Annotated in this window: 13 protein-coding genes; 7 read left to right on the forward strand and 6 right to left on the reverse strand. The window is 69.7% G+C overall.

The genetic code is table 11. From position 1 onward, the window contains the following. Positions 1 to 13: 13 nt before the first annotated feature. The gene (locus HALOF300_RS08515; protein ID WP_156740530.1) at positions 14 to 442 is read right to left on the reverse strand and encodes a type II toxin-antitoxin system VapC family toxin; all 429 of its coding nucleotides are present in this window, start codon (positions 440 to 442) and stop codon (positions 14 to 16) included. Continuing rightward, a complete protein-coding gene (locus HALOF300_RS08520; protein WP_156740531.1) occupies positions 439 to 687 on the reverse strand; it encodes a FitA-like ribbon-helix-helix domain-containing protein in 249 nt (82 codons plus the stop codon). The genes HALOF300_RS08515 and HALOF300_RS08520 overlap by 4 nt, the downstream gene beginning before the upstream one ends. A gap of 213 nt (positions 688 to 900) precedes the next feature. On the opposite strand from HALOF300_RS08520, the gene HALOF300_RS08525 reads away from it, so the two are divergent. Beyond that, positions 901 to 3,273 carry a LamG-like jellyroll fold domain-containing protein gene (locus HALOF300_RS08525; RefSeq protein WP_156740532.1) on the forward strand — a complete coding sequence of 791 codons (2,373 nt, stop codon included), beginning with the start codon at positions 901 to 903 and terminating at the stop codon, positions 3,271 to 3,273. A gap of 7 nt (positions 3,274 to 3,280) precedes the next feature. Here HALOF300_RS08525 and HALOF300_RS08530 read toward each other — a convergent pair whose 3' ends face one another. Both HALOF300_RS08530 and HALOF300_RS08535 read right to left on the reverse strand, forming a co-directional pair. Continuing rightward, positions 3,281 to 4,309: a LacI family DNA-binding transcriptional regulator gene (locus tag HALOF300_RS08530; RefSeq protein WP_231955151.1), complete on the reverse strand. Its 1,029-nt coding sequence runs from the start codon at positions 4,307 to 4,309 to the stop codon at positions 3,281 to 3,283. Positions 4,310 to 4,452: 143 nt separating this feature from the next. After that, positions 4,453 to 5,427, reverse strand: a complete 975-nt coding sequence (locus HALOF300_RS08535) for an aldo/keto reductase (RefSeq protein WP_197522402.1) — start codon at positions 5,425 to 5,427, stop codon at positions 4,453 to 4,455. Positions 5,428 to 5,552: 125 nt separating this feature from the next. On the opposite strand from HALOF300_RS08535, the gene HALOF300_RS08540 reads away from it, so the two are divergent. From HALOF300_RS08540 to pdxA, 3 genes are read left to right on the forward strand one after another with little or no spacing between them, the layout of a single operon-like run. Next, positions 5,553 to 6,341 (forward strand): DeoR/GlpR family DNA-binding transcription regulator, encoded by a 789-nt coding sequence (locus tag HALOF300_RS08540; RefSeq protein ID WP_156740534.1) that lies wholly within the window; start codon positions 5,553 to 5,555, stop codon positions 6,339 to 6,341. Beyond that, a complete protein-coding gene (locus tag HALOF300_RS08545; protein WP_197522403.1) occupies positions 6,338 to 7,549 on the forward strand; it encodes a four-carbon acid sugar kinase family protein in 1,212 nt (403 codons plus the stop codon). Before HALOF300_RS08540 ends, HALOF300_RS08545 begins: the two co-directional genes overlap by 4 nt. A gap of 26 nt (positions 7,550 to 7,575) precedes the next feature. Continuing rightward, positions 7,576 to 8,604: a 4-hydroxythreonine-4-phosphate dehydrogenase PdxA gene (gene pdxA, locus HALOF300_RS08550; protein WP_231955153.1), complete on the forward strand. Its 1,029-nt coding sequence runs from the start codon at positions 7,576 to 7,578 to the stop codon at positions 8,602 to 8,604. An 86-nt stretch (positions 8,605 to 8,690) separates the two neighbouring features. Here the strand turns inward: pdxA and HALOF300_RS08555 are convergent, their stop codons facing one another. Then, positions 8,691 to 10,709, reverse strand: a complete 2,019-nt coding sequence (locus HALOF300_RS08555) for an ABC transporter substrate-binding protein (protein WP_156740536.1) — start codon at positions 10,707 to 10,709, stop codon at positions 8,691 to 8,693. A gap of 49 nt (positions 10,710 to 10,758) precedes the next feature. Then, complete coding sequence (locus tag HALOF300_RS08560; RefSeq protein WP_197522404.1) at positions 10,759 to 11,733, reverse strand: dihydrodipicolinate synthase family protein; 975 nt, start codon at positions 11,731 to 11,733, stop codon at positions 10,759 to 10,761. A gap of 179 nt (positions 11,734 to 11,912) precedes the next feature. Between HALOF300_RS08560 and HALOF300_RS08565 the strand changes: the two genes are divergently transcribed. The 3 genes from HALOF300_RS08565 to HALOF300_RS08575 are packed head-to-tail and all read left to right on the forward strand — an operon-like array spanning position 11,913 to position 15,678. Then, entirely contained in the window at positions 11,913 to 12,656 is a 744-nt protein-coding gene (locus HALOF300_RS08565; protein WP_197522405.1) for a GntR family transcriptional regulator, read from the forward strand. After that, positions 12,653 to 13,753 (forward strand): hypothetical protein, encoded by a 1,101-nt coding sequence (locus HALOF300_RS08570; RefSeq protein WP_156740539.1) that lies wholly within the window; start codon positions 12,653 to 12,655, stop codon positions 13,751 to 13,753. The genes HALOF300_RS08565 and HALOF300_RS08570 overlap by 4 nt, the downstream gene beginning before the upstream one ends. Next, positions 13,753 to 15,678 (forward strand): glycoside hydrolase family 127 protein, encoded by a 1,926-nt coding sequence (locus HALOF300_RS08575; RefSeq protein WP_197522406.1) that lies wholly within the window; start codon positions 13,753 to 13,755, stop codon positions 15,676 to 15,678. The genes HALOF300_RS08570 and HALOF300_RS08575 overlap by 1 nt, the downstream gene beginning before the upstream one ends. Positions 15,679 to 16,119: the final 441 nt, after the last annotated feature.

Consider the following 16,119-nt stretch of genomic DNA (forward strand, 5'->3'; position numbering starts at 1 on the left):
GCCGCGGTCCGCATCACCCGGGGGTGCCGATCTCGCGACACGGGTCGATCAGCACGATGCCGAGACCCTCGAAGTCTCGGACGTCCCGGGTCGCGAGGCCGGCTCCGCTCACCCGGGCGATCGATGCGATCAGGGCGTCCATGCCCCCGATCGGGCGGCTGAGCGCCCGGCGGGACGCCACGATCTCGGCGTACTCGCTCGCGCACTCCTGGAGCAGGGGAAGGCACGCGCCGAGCGAGTCGAACGCGGCCTCGGCACCAGCGGCGAGCCGCTCCTTGCCTGCGCCGTCGGGCAGGAGCGCGATGCCGGCCAGGATCTCCGCGCGATTGACGACCGTGGTGACCGGCTGTTCGGGCAGGTCGCGGATCCAGGTCAGGACCACCGGAGCGGCGCGTGGCCCCCTCATCGCCTCGGAGATCACGTTCGTATCGAGAATGATCACGCCGAGCCCAGGTCGGCTGCGGTGGCGGGCTCGTCCTCGGTCTCCGGCAGGTCGACGCCGCCGACCTCGCCACCGACCGCGATCAGCTGTTCGATCCAGTTCAGATCCACCCGTTGACCGGCGTTGAGCGCCTCCAGGAGGATCGTGCGCGCCTCTGCCTCCATCGACCGGCCGTTCGCGGCAGCGCGCATCCGCAGCCGCTGCTTCGCGGCATCGGGCAACTTCCTGATCGTGATCGCGCTCATGTTGCCATGATCTCAATGCAACAACTGCGCGCCGGAGCCCTGTGAGCGACGTGGCGATCCGCATCCCGCACCGGCCCGCAGTCTTTACATCGATGTAGACGCCGGGCTAGCGTGGCTTCCGTCGGCATGGCCGGCATCCCGGCCGGCCGGCCGGCGCGGCGATCCCGTTCGCCACCCCGAACCCTGAGTCCAGCGTTGAACACCAGGAGCGCCATGTCTGTCCGTCCCCTCCTCGCCCTCATCGGTGCCGCGCTCGTGGCCCTCGTCCCGGCTGCTGCGGCGGCCCGTCCGCCGGCGCCCGCCCCGACCGAACCACCGGAGTTCACCGACGCCTCCGTGCACGACCCGTCGCTGGTGGTCGCCGACGGGGAGTTCTGGGTGTTCGGCTCGCACCTGGCCGCGGCCCGCTCCGACGACCTGATGAACTGGGAACTGGTGGCCGACGGCGCCAACGCGGACAACCCGCTGTTCGAGGACGTGCGCGCCGAGCTCGCGGAGACGTTCGAGTGGGCCCAGACGGATACGCTCTGGGCGGCGGACGTGATCCAGCTCGAGGACGGCCGCTTCTACATGTACTACAACGCCTGCAAGGGCGACTCGCCACGTTCGGCGATGGGCGTCGCCGTCGCCGACTCGGTCGACGGGCCGTACGAGGACCTCGGCATCATCCTGCGCTCGGGCATGTGGGACGAGCCGAGCGAGGACGGCACCATCTACGACGCACGGGTGCACCCGAACGTGGTGGACCCGGACACGTTCTTCGACGCCGAGGGCAACCTCTGGATGGTCTACGGCTCCTACTCCGGCGGCATCTTCATCCTCGAGATGGACCGCGAGACCGGGCTGCCAGTCCCCGGCCAGGGCTACGGCGAGCACCTGATGGGCGGCAACCACAGCCGGATCGAGGGGCCCACCATCATGTACAACCCCGAGACCGAGTACTACTACCTGTTCACCTCCTTCGGCGGCCTCGGTGCGGACGGTGGCTACAACATGCGCGTGGCACGTTCGGCGAACCCGGGCGGCCCCTACGTCGACGCCGAGGGCAACCCGATGTCCGAGGTGCGCTCGGACCCGTCCCTGCCACTGTTCGACGACGCCTCGATCGAGCCGTTCGGCGTGAAGCTGATGGGCAGCCACCTGTTCGGCCACGAGGTGGGCGATCCGGGCGAGGAGCCCGGCGTCGGGTACGTCTCACCCGGGCACAACACCACCTACTACGACCCGCAGACCCGCGAGCAGTTCCTCATCTTCCACACGCGCTTCCCTGGTCAGGGGGAGTTCCATCAGCTCCGCACCCACCAGATGTTCATGAATGAGCACGGCTGGCCCGTGGTGGCGCCGTACCGCTACGCACCGGCCAGCTCGTTCGACGACCGCGTCGTGCGCCGCCCCGATGTGGCCGGCGAGTACGCGTTCATCGACCACGGCAAGGAGATCTCCGCCGACCTCCAAGAGGCGAGCACCATCGAGCTGCACCGCAACGGCGAGATCAGCGGCGCCGTCGAGGGCCGCTGGCACCTGCTGCAGGGCCGTGACCGGGCCCGGCTGACCATCGACGGCGAGGAGTACACGGGCTACTTCGTGCGCCAGTGGGAGCCGCAGTCCGCTTCGTGGGTACTCACCTTCACCGTCTCCTCCGACGGCGGTGTGTCGCTCTGGGGAAGCAGGCTCGCTCCGCTCACCGATCAGCAGGCGCTCGACGCCGTGCTCGCCGACCTGGACCTCGGCGACACCTCCGCGGTCATCGCCGACCTGGCCCTGCCCACCCAGGGCACCCGCGGCGTCGGCATCGAATGGGCCAGCTCCGACCCGGCCGTGGTCTCGACCACCGGCGACGTCGTGCGCCCCGAACCCGGCGCCGGGGATGCCCACGTCACGCTCACGGCGACCCTCACCCAGGGCGAGCTGACCGCGACGGCGACGTTCGCCGTCGTCGTCTCCGAGAAGGTGGTGGGCGGCCTGGTGGCGCGCTACGACTTCGAGGGCGACCTCGCCGAGACGCAGGGCCGCGTCGCGGACGGCCAGCCCACCGGCACCCGCATCGACACCACCGGGGGTGCCGTCGGCTACACCGAGGGCGTCAGCGGGCAGGCGCTGCAGCTCGACGGCAGCGCCGGGGTAAGGCTGCCGGACGGGCTGCTCGTCGGGCCGACCTACTCGGTGAGCCTGTGGCTGCGGCCCGATGCCCTCACGCCCTACACGACGACGTTCTTCGGCGCCCGGGACCCGAACAACTGGGTGAGCCTGCTGCCGCGGGGGCACGACGGCGTCGATGGGGACACCATGGTCTGGTCCGGCAACGCCTGGTACGACGCGTCCGCCGGGCAGCAGACCCCGGTCGGCGAGTGGACCCACCTTGCCCTGACCGTGGATGAGGGCGCCCTGACCGTCTATGTGGACGGAGTCGAGGCGTTCGCCGGCACCGGGTTCCCGGACGTGTTCACCACGACCTCCGGCGCGTTCGCACTCGGGGTGAACTGGTGGGACACCCCGTACGCGGGCGCGATCGACGAGCTGGAGCTGCACACGACGGCGTTGACGGCGGCGGAGGTGGCAGCGTTGGCCGGGGCGGCCGCGGGCTGAGGGCGTCTCAGGTTCGGCCGGCCGGCAGACCAAGGGTCGACTCCCGGGGCACCACCTCGAACTCGGCCATGATGGTCTCGTGCTCGGCCGGCGCGACCTGCTCGACGATCCGGCGGTGCAGCAGCGCGACGGCGGATCGTGCGATCTGCGCCCGGCCGGGTGACACCGAGCTGAGGCTCGGGTAGGTGAACCTGGCGTCCTCGACGTCGTCGAACCCGATCACGGCGACGTCCTGCGGCACCCGGATCCCGCGGGTGTGGAGCTCGCGCAGTACCCCGATGGCGAGCGCGTCGTTGAGTGCGAAGACTGCGTCGAGATCGGTTCCGGCGTCGAGCATGGTCGCGATCGTGCGTGCCCCGGTCTCGCGGTGCCACAGCCCGGACTCCCCGATCAGGGCCGGGTCCACGGCGATCCCGGCCGCCTCGAGGGCCTCGCGGTAGCCCGCCTCCCGCAGCGCCGCGGATCCGACCCGCTCCCCCCGGTGCCCACCGACCATCGCGATGCGACGCCGGCCCAGGCCGAGCAGGTGCTGCGTGGCGGCGCTTGCAGCGTCCACGTTCTGCATCGTGACGTGATCGGCGGGAGCGGCGAAGATCCGCTCCCCGAGCACCACCAGCGGGAAGTCGACATCGAGAAGGTGCCGGTCGTCCTGACCCAACGCCAGCGGGGAGAAGATGACACCGTCCACGAGCTGGCGGCGCGGGTCCCGCAGCACGGCGATCTCACGATCCCGGTCGCTGTTCGTCTGCTCGATCAGCACGGTCAGCCCGACCTGCTCGGCCTCGGCGATCACCGAGTCCGCGAGCTCGGCGAAGTAGGGCAGCTTGAGCTCGGGCACGGCCAGGCTGATCAGAGAGGTGCGCCCGGTGCGCAGCCCACGTGCGGTGGTGTTGATCTGGTAGCCGAGCTTCTGGATCGAGTCCAGCACGCGGGCCCGGGTGCCCTCTCGGATGTAGGGGTAGTCGTTGACCACGTTCGAGACGGTCTTCACCGAGACGCCGGCCAGCTTCGCGACGTCGCTCATGGTGGCGGCCACGGGGCGGACCTCCGTTCGTGTCGATGACGACCCCGAGCCTAGACAACCCTTCCCGGCGCCGCCCCGGTTCCCGTGCCGCCCGGGTCTGCCCCGTGCGGCCGGTTCCCGCCGCGCGACAGGGTCTCCCCGTGCTCCCGGTACCGTCAGCGTGCGTAGTGTGGCGCGCCCGCGAGGAGGGGCGCCGTGGCTGCGTCAATCCGCACCCGCAGCTCCGCCTCGAGCGGCCCGCGCCCCAGTGCCGCGACGTTCGAACGGATCTGTTCCGGCGTGGACCCGCCGACGAGGATCGCGCCCACCCCGGGCACCCCGAGCAGCCACCGCAGCGCCAGTTCGATCAACGTGAGCGCGGCTCCGTCCGCGATCGCGCGCAGCTCGTCGAGCACCTGGAACCGTTCCTGGGTCCAGTACCGCTGACGGTACATCGGAGCGAGGGCAGAGGAACCGAACCGCCCGTCCGCAGGCTCCTCGGCGATCGTGTGCCGGCCCGTGAGCAAGCCGCCCGCGAGCGGGTTGTAGACAACCGTCTGCACACCGCGGGCCGCCGCGAAGGGGAGGAACTCCACCTCGAGTCGCCGGGCCAGTGCGTTGTAGAGCTGCTGGGCACGCCGTGGAACCGCCACCTGCTGTCGGCGGCAGAGCTCGTGGACCTCGACCGTCTCCCAGGCCGAGTGATTCGACAGCCCGAAGCGGTCGGCCAGCCCGAGTTCGAGCACCTCGGACACGCCACCGACGGTCTCCGTCAACGGGGTGCTGCGGTCCGGCTGGTGCAGGTACAGCGTGTCCAGCGGCCGCCCCAGACGCTCGACGCTGGTCCGGGCCGCGGCGATGACCTCCCCGTGCGCCAGCGGTCCGGCGCCTCGTCCGGGCTGCATGCCGACCTTCGAGGACACCGCGATGCCCTCGGGTGCGCTGCGTAGCACGCGACCGATGATCTGCTCGCTCGCACCGCCCGCGTAGGTGTTCGCGGTGTCCAGCTCGGTGATCCCGGCTTCGATCGCGGCCTCGATGATCCGGCCCGCCGTGGGTTCGTCGACGGTGTCGCCGAAGGACATCGTGCCGAGGACCAGGCGCACGGCACCCTCGGGCTGCAGGCTCGAGTCGTCCAACAGTTCATCCATGAGTCCTCCATCGGAAGTCATCGCGCGCAGAACGCGCAGTCAAACTAGCACGAAACGCGCAGCACGTGAGTAGGATGCTCCCGTGCCGTGACACCTCCGGACGGGCGATGAAGAGGGAGACCCCGATGGCCAGCAAGGCGGAACAACGCCGTGAGGAGATCCTCGCGCGCGCTCGCGAGATGGGCCTTGCCAGCGTGGACGACCTCGCGAGCCGCTTCGGGGTGACTGCCTCGACGATCCGGCGCGACCTCGCCCTGCTGAGCCGGTCCGGCCGCCTTGCCCGGACCTATGGCGGGGCCATCGCGCCAGGCGGGCCCACGGAGACCTCCCTGCTCCAGCGCGAGCATGAGAGCTTCGACGCCAAGTCCGCGATCGCGCGGTGGGCGGCCGAACAGGTCCGGCCGGGTGAGTCGATCCTCCTCGACGCCGGCTCCACGGTCGCTCTGCTCGCCCGGCGGCTGCCCGCGCTGGAGGGCGTCGGCGTGACCACCGCAAGTGTCCCCGTCATCAACCTGCTACGGTCCCGGCCGGACCTCGCGCTGACCTGCCTCGGTGGACGCCTGCGTGAACTTTCGGCGGCGTTCGTCGGACCGCTCACGGAGCTGACTCTGGAACGGCTCACGTTCGACCGACTGTTCCTCGGGACCGACGGAGTCGGCGTGGACGGGTCCATCTGCGAGGCCGAGCTCGACCAGACCCGCCTGAAGGAGCTGATGGCTCGTAGATCCCGCTGTGTCTACGTGCTCGCGCACTCGGCGAAACTCGGTCATGCGCCGTTCAACAGCTGGGCCCGGCTCGACGGCCCGTGGACGCTCGTGACCGACGACGGCGCGGACCCGGACTTCCTGGACGCCTTCCGTGCCACCGGCCGGGACGTGGTCATCACGGCCACGGCGGAGAGAGCCCGGACGTGAGGCCGGCACACGTCTGGGCCGACGACCTCACCGGCGCGGCGGAGTTCGCGCGGCTCTGGCAGTCCGGCACGGGCCGGGACGTGCACGTGCGGCTCGGGCGACCCGATCCGACCACGCCCGCGGCGAGCGCGGACGAGGACACCGTCTGGGACCTCGACCTGCGGCACCACGACGATGCCGAGGCGCTCCGTGTTGTGACCACCGCTCTCGCCGCCACGGACTCGGCCGCGACCGTGTTCCTGAAGCTGGACTCGCGGCTGCGCGGACCGGTCCGCGCGTACGTTAGCGCGGTGTTGCAGGCCGGGCGGCCGGTGCTGCTCTGCCCCGCGAACCCAGCCATGGGCCGGTTGACGGTAGCCGGCCGGCACGGCGACGCCGGCACGTACACGAGCGCGCAGACCGACACGGACAACTTCTCGCCCGTCAGCCTCACCGAACTGGGATCCGGCCTGGCGCACCGACACCTCGGTCGCACCGACTACGACCTGATCCCCCCGCTGCTCTCCCGCGGCGATCCGATCCTCCTCACGGTGGACATCTCGACCGCCGCGGACCTGGATCGACTCGCGGCCGCCGGCGCCCGTCACCCCCACGCGACCTTCGCCGGGTCGGCACCATTCCTCGGCGCCCTCGCCCGGACGGTCCGCGACCCTGCGCCGGAGGCCTCTGAGGCGCCCGTCAGGTCTGCGTTGGTCGCGACCGGTCCGGCGCCCGTACGTGCCCTCCTTGCCGTGCTCGGCACCAGTGAGCACATCAGTCGCGTCCAGGTCGACGCACTGGCAGCACGCGACAAGCTCACGCAGATCGTCCTTCCGGCCGAGGGAACCGACCCGGACGCGATGGCGGTGGCGGTCCGCCGTGCTCGGGCGGGGCTCGCCCGTGGCGAGCACGTGATCCTCACGTTCCCCGTCACGGGAGCGGCGACGCAACGTGAGCGGGCCGGCATGGACGCGTTGGTCTCAGCCTGCGCGGGCGCGCTGACCGGCGCCCCACCCGACGTGGCGCTGCTCCTCAGCGGAGGCCACACGGCACGCCTGGTCCTGGAGCGACTGGACCTGCGCGACCTACGCAGCGCACCGTCCGCCGTCACCCCGGTCGCCCGGCTGTACGCACCGGATGGCCGGACCATCTGGACCAAGCCCGGCAGCTACGGAGGCGCCGGGATCCTCCTTGACCTGCTCCAGCCCACCGCGGCGTCCCTGGCCTGACCACCCGACCCTGAGAAGGAACCACCGTGGAATCGACCGACCGAGCGTCCACCCGTCCCGTCATCGCCGTGACGATGGGAGATCCGGCCGGCGTGGGACCGGAGATCTGTGCCGCTGCACTGACCAGCCCGGACGTCCTGGACCTCTGTCGGCCGGTGCTGGTCGGCGACCTGCCGCGGATGGCACGGGCGGCCGCACTGATGGGCGTGCCCGCGACGATGCACGAAGTGGAGCACCCGGCGCACGCTGCTCCGGGCACCACCCGCATCGAGGTGGTCCAGGTGGGCACACTGCCCGGGGACCTGCCCTTCGGCGAGGTCAGCCCCGTCGCCGGACACGCCGCCTACACCTACATCGAGCGGGCCGCCGGCTACGCCGTGACCCGGGACGTGGCGGCCATCGCGACCGCACCCCTGAACAAGGCCGCATTGCACGCCGCCGGCCATCGATTCCCCGGCCACACGGAGTTGCTCGCGCACCTGACCGGCGTACCGGAGGTCTCGATGATGCTCACCACGCCCAAGCTCCGCGTCATCCACGTGACCACCCACATCGGTCTGATCGACGCGATCGCACGCATCGACCCACCGCTGGTGCGCCGCACGGTCGCCCGGGGCATCGAGGCGCTCGAGCGCGCCGGGCTGGCCAACCCTCGGGTCGGCGTGTGCGCCATCAATCCGCACGCCGGCGAGAACGGGCTGTTCGGCTACGGCGAGGAGGCCGAGAAGATCCAGCCGGCGATCGACGAACTCGTCGCCCTCGGCCACGACGTACACGGGCCGCTGCCCGCCGACACCGCGTTCTTCCTCGCCAGCCGAGGTGATTTCGACCTCGTCGTGGCCATGTACCACGACCAGGGACACGGTCCGGTGAAGGTGCTCGGGATCGACGACGGCGTGAACATCACCGTGGGCCTGCCGGTGATCCGGACGTCCGTGGACCACGGCACCGCGTTCGACATCGCGGGCACGGGCACGGTCACCACGGCCAGCATGGCCGAGGCGCTGCGGCAGGCAGCCGCGCTGGCGGGGCATGCGCCGAGCCGCACGGCCTGAGAGAACGGCGACGGCGCCGCGCACGATCAGGGTGCGCGACGCCGTCGGGTATCGAGAGCCGGGAGCGGTTGTCGGAGCCGCCCGAGCTAGGCGGTGAAGAAGTACTGCTCCGGGTTGGACGGGCCGGGCGGCTGGTATCCGACGTCTCCGGGCATCTCGTCCGGCAGGTTCGTCGCCATGTCGTTGCGCACGATCCCATAGCCGTTCGGCTGCGTGCAGATGCCGATGTAGAAGAACTGGTCCTTCGCGATGTCCAGGACCTGACGCGCGAGGTCGACCGCCTCGTCCGCGTCATAGGTGGTGCGCATCTCGTCGAACAGCGCGAGCTGCTCCTGGATGATCTCGGGCGGTGCTTCGTCCGTCTCGCCCCGGTACCACAGCGCCCAGGTGTGACCGTAGCGGGAGGAGCCGCGCGGGTTGGACGGTACGAAGTAGTGGTTCGATCCCTGCGTGGCGCGGATCTCGAAACCGCCCGCGGTCCAGGTGGACACCTCGGCCTGGTTCGCCTCCACCCGCTCCCAGTACAGGGTCTCGGCCAGGGGCGTGACGTTGGCCTCGACACCGACCGCCGCCCAGTCCTGCTTGATCAGTTCGAACGCGTCGAGATGGTCGGGCATCGATGAGGGCACCAGGACCGTGATGCTGATCGGCGCACCCTCGCTGAGCCGGATGCCGTTCGCGTCCGTCTCGGTGTATCCGGCACGATCGAGTGCCTCGTTGGCCAGCTCCACGGAGTACTCCGTGAACTGGGTGCCGAACTCCTCGTCGTAGGCGGGGTGCCCCTCGACCGGCGCGCACTGCCAGGGAATGGTCTGCCCGGCATAGATGGTGTCGATGATGCGCTGCCGGTTGATCGCGTAGGACAGGCCCACCCGGAAGTCCTTGTTGGAGTAGATCTTCCGCTTGCGCTCGTCCTCCAACGTCTGGTTGAAGCCGAGCACCATGGCATTGGGGCCCTGCGGCGACAGGGTGAACATCCGGTAGTCGCCGCTCTCCTGGTTGTCCGTGACCACCGGGAGATTGCGGATCGTGTCGAAGTTGCGCATCTGCATGTCGAGCTCACCATTGGTGATCTTCAGCAGCTCGACCTCGATGTCCTGCAGGATCTCGCAGCGGATCTCGTCGAGGTAGGGCAGTTGGCTCCCGTCGGGATCGACCTTCCAGTAGTACGGGTTCCGCTCCGCTGTGACATAGCTGCCGTCGCCGAGGGCGGCGGTCAGCCGCCACGGATGCAGGCTCGGCGAGTCCACGTTGGAGAACGGCTCGAGCTTGGACTCCCACAACTGCACCCAGTCGTCGAGGTTCGCCTGCGCGACCAGCTCCGCGATCTCGGTGTTGTACGTCTCGTGGAACTGCTCGAAGTAGTGCCTGGGCAGGACCATCATGGTGCCCGAGGCCAACTCCTCGAGGAAGCCCGGCTTGGGTTCGTCGAAAACGTACCGGATGACCGTGCCGTCACTCTCGAAGGTGCCCGGTTTGGCCGGGTCGTTCACGTTCGTCCAGAGCGAGTAGATCCCACCAGGATGCAAAGCCGGATTGATGTTCACGTCCTCGTAGGCGAACCGGAAGTCCTCGTCCGTGACTGGCTCGCCGTCCGACCACCGCATTCCCTCGCGCAGCGTGAACTGGAAGACCCGGCCGCCGTCGAGCTCCTCAAAGACCTCGCACACGTTCGCGATGATCTCGCTGGTCCCCGGCTGGCCGGTCCACCCTGGGATCCACCGCACCAACGGCTCGTACCCGACCGACTGTTCCAGCCAGGTGCGATCCTCCTCCGTGATCATCGCCGACCGCCACGTCCCGCCGTACCGGCCGACCTCGTTCAGCGGCTCAACCACGAGCGGAGTGCTCGGGAGCCGCTCCTCGACCGGTGGCAGCTCCCCGGCCTCCACCTGTGCGGCGAGCGACGGCGCCTCCTTGCCCTTGGGGCCGGCGCCGGCCCCATCGTCCGCACCCTGGGCGGGGTCCGTCTCGAAGAAGGAACAGCCGGCCAGGGCAGAGACGGCGGCCAGACCGCCGCCGGTCAGCAGCAGTGAGCGGCGACTGACCACGCTCGACCAGAGTCGATCACGGTCGGCCGACTCCGGAGTGGTTCTTGGAAACATCGTTGTTCTCCTCTTCCTTTGGGTGACACGCCGGCCGGCGGAGGCTGGTTCAGCCGTGGTCGCCGGCACTCTCCATGCGACCGATGACCGGCAGTGCGTGCTTCTCCACGTACTGGCGGTCCTCGTCCGACAACTGGGTCTGCGGTGCGGCGCTGTGATCGGAGTCGATGCGGCCCAACACCGCGAGCAGGTGCTTGTAGACGCTGTTGGTCAAGCCAGGGGCCGCGGACTTTCCCGGTGGGGTCAAGGACTCGATGAGTTCCTCGCTCTGCTCCTGCAGTGCCAGAACGAGGTCCCAGTCACCCTTCCGTGCGGCCTCGTACTGGCGCACCAGATGACGTGGGGTCAGATTCCCCGTCGAGGAGACCGAGCCGACGGCGCCGAGCAGGTAGCCGAGGTCAGCCACGCTGGATCCTCCGGTCAAGCAGGGCAGTGGGGTCCCCGCATCACGCAGGCGACGCTGCAGCCGGCGGAACCACACCATGTTCGAACTGCTGTCCTTCGCTCCGCAGAGGATCCCGTCGGCGACGAGTTCGACGATCGAGTCGATCGAGAGCGTGGCGGGGATGAACTGGGGCAGGTGGTAGGCGACAACCGGGCCATCGACGGCGTGGGCCAGGGCGCGATAGTGCCGCTTCAGCTCGTCCTGGTCGAAACCGACGAAGTAGGGCGGGAGCACCGAGACCATCGCGGCACCCGCGGCGACGGCCTCCCGGGCGTGCCGCACCGCGAGGCTGGTCGAGGTGTCTCCGACGTGCGCCACGACCGGGACGCGCCCCGCTGCGGCTTTGGCGCACAGGCGAACCACCTCGGCGCGTCCCTCGCCGTCCAGCGAGTAGAACTCGCCGGTGGTGCCGTTGGCCCACAGTCCGTGCACCCCGGCGGCCACGAGGTGGCCGACGTGCGACTCCAGCGACTCCGAGTCGATCTCGCCATCAGGGGTCATCGGGAGCACAACCGGCGGGAGCACGCCGTGTAGGTGGTAGGAGGACTCTTCGTTCTCAGGTGTGAATGCCAGTGGCATGTAGGCATCCTTTGGGCACAACTGGGACGTTGTCAAGACCGAACTAGACTCCCAGTGGCGCTTGGCGCCCGATTCGGAGTCGAATGTGCCCACCTGCGGGGCGCCGATGGCATACCATGGGCGGACCACAACGAGCGGGCTCGAGCGCATCGACGACCGATGCGGATGGGGAGGACTGCGTGACTACGTCCATGGCGTCAACGGCAGGGACCGGGGCCTCGGAGCAGGTGAGCCAGGCGACACTGGAGAACCGCGCGCACGACGCACTGGTGAGCTGGCTGACCGAGGAGCACCCGCAGCCGGGACAGACGGTGCCGATCCGAGAGTTCGCCCGCAAGCTCGGCATGAGCAGGACGCCGGTCCGGAGCGCCGTGGGGCGCCTGCACGAGCGCGGTCTGCTCTCCTACGACTCCACCGCGGGGTTCACCGTCGCCGTCCCCTCCCTCTCCTCGTTGTACGAACTGTTCGAGCTCCGCGTGATGATCGAGTCGCACAGCCTGCGCCGGTACACCGAGCAGGAGCCGCCGCCGGCGCCCAGGATCCTGCACGATCTGGTGGCCGAGGCGGGCGAACTCGCCGAGGCCGCACTGCAGGAGCCCGCGCAGTACATCGCGTTCCGCGAGAACGACAGCAGGTTCCATCGCACGCTGGTGGAGATGTCCGGATTCCCACGGCTGATCGCCCTGCACGACGATCTGCACCTGAGCATCCATGTCACCCGAGCCGGGATGGAGGCGCCGATGAACCGGGACCGACTGGACGCCGCCGTCGCCGAGCACCGCGAGATCGTCGAGGCACTCGATGCCGGTGACGGCGCGGCGGCGCGAGCGGCTCTGGAGTCGCACATCCTCCGGGTCCGCGATCAGACGATCGTGTTCCTTTCCCGCCCGCAGCCCACCGTTGGCGGTGGCTTCGCCCGGTGAGCGTCGCACGCCCCCGCCCGGTGGTCGACGCCGCGATCGAGGCTAGCCGCGGCCCCGAGTGGCGGACGATGCCCGCGGAGTCCGTCGGCGTCGACGTCGACCGCCTGATCACGATCCGCTCCGGCCACGACGTCACCGAACGCCGCCGCCGCCTGGTCGACCACCTGTGGAAGCACGCCGGCCTCCCCTCGTCCACGCCCTCGATCGACGCCGGGGTTACCGTGCCCGAGCTCGACTCGCTCTCCCGGAGCCGCATCGACCGGGCCACCCTGTCGATGGCACACGCCCTGAAATCGACCAGCTACCTGGTCCATCCGCGGCGGCCGGTGCCGGGACGGTTGGGAATCTTCCTGGCCGGGCATGGCAATGCGCGCAAGCCCGTGTATCACCGGCCGCAGCTCGCGGCGATGCAGACCTTCCTCGATCGCGGCTACCGGGTCGCGGCCATCGACATGCCGCTGCAGGGCTGGAACCCGGCGGACATGGAGCTTCCCACGCCGGGCGCCACTGCGCCCGTGGACCCGGCCAGCCACGAACGGTTCGCCCAGTACGAGACGCCGGACTTCAGTGCCGCGACCTACTTCCTGGATCCCGTCGTCACCCTGCTCAACCACGCCGCCCGAGCGGGCCGACTGACCGACGTCGTCACCTTCGGCTTCTCCGGCGGCGCCTGGACCACCGTGATGCACGCCGCGGTCGATCCGCGAGTGAGGCTGAGCATCCAGGTGGCCGGGACGTGGCCCTTCTTCCTGCGCCCACATCCGGCCGCACACCCCAACTTCGGCGACTGGGAACAGCGGCGGGAGAGCATGCCCGGCCTGTACGACATCGCCGGCTATCTCGATCTCTATGTCCTCGGCGCGACCGGCGGCGGTCGGCGCCAACTGCAGATCCTGAACCGGTTCGACCCGTCCTGCTTCCCCGGGGTCGGCCACCGCAGCTACGCGCAGCCGGTGCGCGACCGCGCCGCCCTACTGGGTGGCGACTGGGAGGTCATCGACGACGCCACCCACGGCAAGCACCAGATCTCTGACCACGCCGTCGCGATGCTCGCGTACGAACTGGACCGACAACCCGATCCCCCTGAGGAGCGATGATGACCATCGGCACGACGACCTCCGGCCGCGGACCACTCGTCCCGACCCCCCGAGCCGTCGCGGTGCAACGCCCACTTGGGACCGCGACGCTCACTGGCGGCCTGTGGCGGCACTGGCAGCAGGTGAACCGCTCGGCGAGCATCCCGCTCGGCATCGCCAAACTGGACGAGGCCGGCAACTTCACGAACCTGCGGCTGGCCGCCGGCGAACAACTGGATGCCGAGCACCGGGGCCCGGTCTACATGGACTCGGACATCTACAAGATGCTCGAGACGGTCGCCTACGAGCTGGACCGCGGCGAGGACAACGAGCTCCTGGAGTTCGTCACGCAGGCTTCTGAGCTGATCTGCGCCGCCCAGGCCCCGGACGGCTATCTGAACTCGACCTACCAGGTGCGCGGACCTCAGGCGCGATATCAGGACCTGAACAACAGCCACGAGCTCTATACCGCGGGACACCTGTTCCAGGCCGTTATCGCGCTGGCCCGGACCGGCGACGAGCGCCTCGTCCCGGTGGCCCGGCGACTGGCCGACCACCTCGTTCAGGTGTTCCTCACGGAGCGCCTGGAGAAACTGGACGGGCATCCCGGCGTGGAGACCGCGCTCGTGGAGCTCTATCGTCAGCTGGGCACACCCGAGTACCTGGACCTGGCGCAGCGCCTCCTCGACGACCGAGGCAAGGGCATGGTGGGTCGGCACCCGGTCGGTCCGCTCTACCAGCAGGACGCGTTCGGGGTGCGGGAGGCGCCGGTCCTGACCGGCCACGCCGTGCGGGCGATGTACCTGGAGGCCGGCATCGTCGACGTCTACCTGGAGACCGGCGACCGCTCACTCCTGAACGCCTCGGTCGCCCGCTGGGAGGACCTGGTCGCCACGCGGACCGCGCTGACCGGTGGCCACGGGTCACGGCAGTTGAAGGAGGCCTTCGGGGAAGCCTACGAGCTCCCGCCGGACCAGTCCTACAACGAGACATGCGCGGCGGTCGCCAGCGTCCACTGGAGCTGGCGACTGCTGTTGGCCACCGGCGAGTCCCGGTACGCCGACCTGATCGAACGCACCGTCTACAACGTCTTCGCCGCCTCGGTCTCGCTCGACGGCCTGGAGTTCTTCAAGGGCAACCCATTGCAGCGACGCTCGGACCACGCCCTGGCGATCGGCGACCCACGCTGGCGCGACGGATGGTTCTGGTCCGCCTGCTGCCCCCCGAACGTGACCCGGTTGATGGCCTCGCTGCAGCACTATCTCGGTACCAGCGACGACGACGGCATCACCGTGCACCAGTACGCGGACGCCATCCTCGGCAGCAACCTGCCGGACGGCGAGGTGGAGCTGGAGGTGGGTACGAGTCTGCCGTGGCAGGGCGACACCGGCGTGCGGATCCGATCGACGCCGGACTCCGAGTGGACCCTGTCGCTGCGCGTCCCGTCCTGGAGTCCCGCCCCGGCGGTTCACCTCAACGGAGCACCGGTGCCGGCCACGAACGAGTCCGGCTACCTGCGGATCCGCCGGGTCTGGCAGCCGCAGGACGAGCTCCGGCTCTGCTTCGACATCGCGCCTCGCCTGACCGGCCCGCACCCCCGTATCGACGCACTTCGTGGCTGCTTCGCTCTGGAGCGCGGCCCCCTGGTGTACTGCTTCGAGCAGGTCGACCAGGACGCCACGGTCGACCTCGAGCAGGTCCAGATCGTTCCTGACCACGAAGCGATCACGACCAGCCATCATGAGGACCTGCCGGGCATCGGCCGCACCGTCTCGCTCAGCGTCCCCGCAGCGCAACTCCTGCGTGCACCGACCGACGGGCTCCCGTACTTCCTCGGAACGCGTTCCTGGACCACGCGAGGAGCCCGTGCCGTAGCCGTCCCCTACTTCCAGTGGGCCAACCGGGACCGGCGAGCGATGCGGATCTGGATGCCGGTGCACGGCTGACCTGCGTGGGATCCGTTCCGTGACCACGGCCGGGCACCCTCGTGCCACTGGCATGCCATTGGTCGATCCCGAGAGCGATTGCGGATCAATTGCCGCCTCGCAACGCACTCGGATCCGGGATGCCACCAGAATGCCGGATGTTCAAGAAACCGGGCTCTAGACGTTGCCAGTGACCCCGATCACGGGTTAGCATCACGAAGCCGCATGTTCACGAGCATGTGGGTAGATATGCAAGGAGCCCAATGAAGCGCTGTATCTGGTGGACTTCCCCACCACCGAGTCCCGCGATGTCGGGTTGTTCCCGACCGGTGGCGACCGGCTGCCCAGGTCGAACGCAAACGCGCGGCGACGCACGCACGGCGCCGCGCGGCCGAGGACCAGGCATCCGCCGCATGGCACCAGCGGTGCGTCATGCGCCGTCGTGGTCGGACGAGTCCGCGC

Origin of the sequence: Occultella aeris, assembly GCF_902703175.1 — a bacterium.
GTDB classification, from domain to species: Bacteria; Actinomycetota; Actinomycetes; order Actinomycetales; family Beutenbergiaceae; genus Occultella; species Occultella aeris.

Bases quoted from the DNA above. Each gene is read 5' to 3' on its own strand.
- HALOF300_RS08520 (WP_156740531.1), bottom strand. From the start codon at position 687: ATGAGCGCGATCACGATCAGGAAGTTGCCCGATGCCGCGAAGCAGCGG.
- HALOF300_RS08525 (WP_156740532.1), top strand. From the start codon at position 901: ATGTCTGTCCGTCCCCTCCTCGCCCTCATCGGTGCCGCGCTCGTGGCC.
- HALOF300_RS08535 (WP_197522402.1), bottom strand. From the start codon at position 5,427: ATGGATGAACTGTTGGACGACTCGAGCCTGCAGCCCGAGGGTGCCGTG.
- HALOF300_RS08540 (WP_156740534.1), top strand. From the start codon at position 5,553: ATGGCCAGCAAGGCGGAACAACGCCGTGAGGAGATCCTCGCGCGCGCT.
- HALOF300_RS08555 (WP_156740536.1), bottom strand. From the start codon at position 10,709: ATGTTTCCAAGAACCACTCCGGAGTCGGCCGACCGTGATCGACTCTGG.
- HALOF300_RS08560 (WP_197522404.1), bottom strand. From the start codon at position 11,733: ATGCCACTGGCATTCACACCTGAGAACGAAGAGTCCTCCTACCACCTA.
- HALOF300_RS08575 (WP_197522406.1), top strand. From the start codon at position 13,753: ATGACCATCGGCACGACGACCTCCGGCCGCGGACCACTCGTCCCGACC.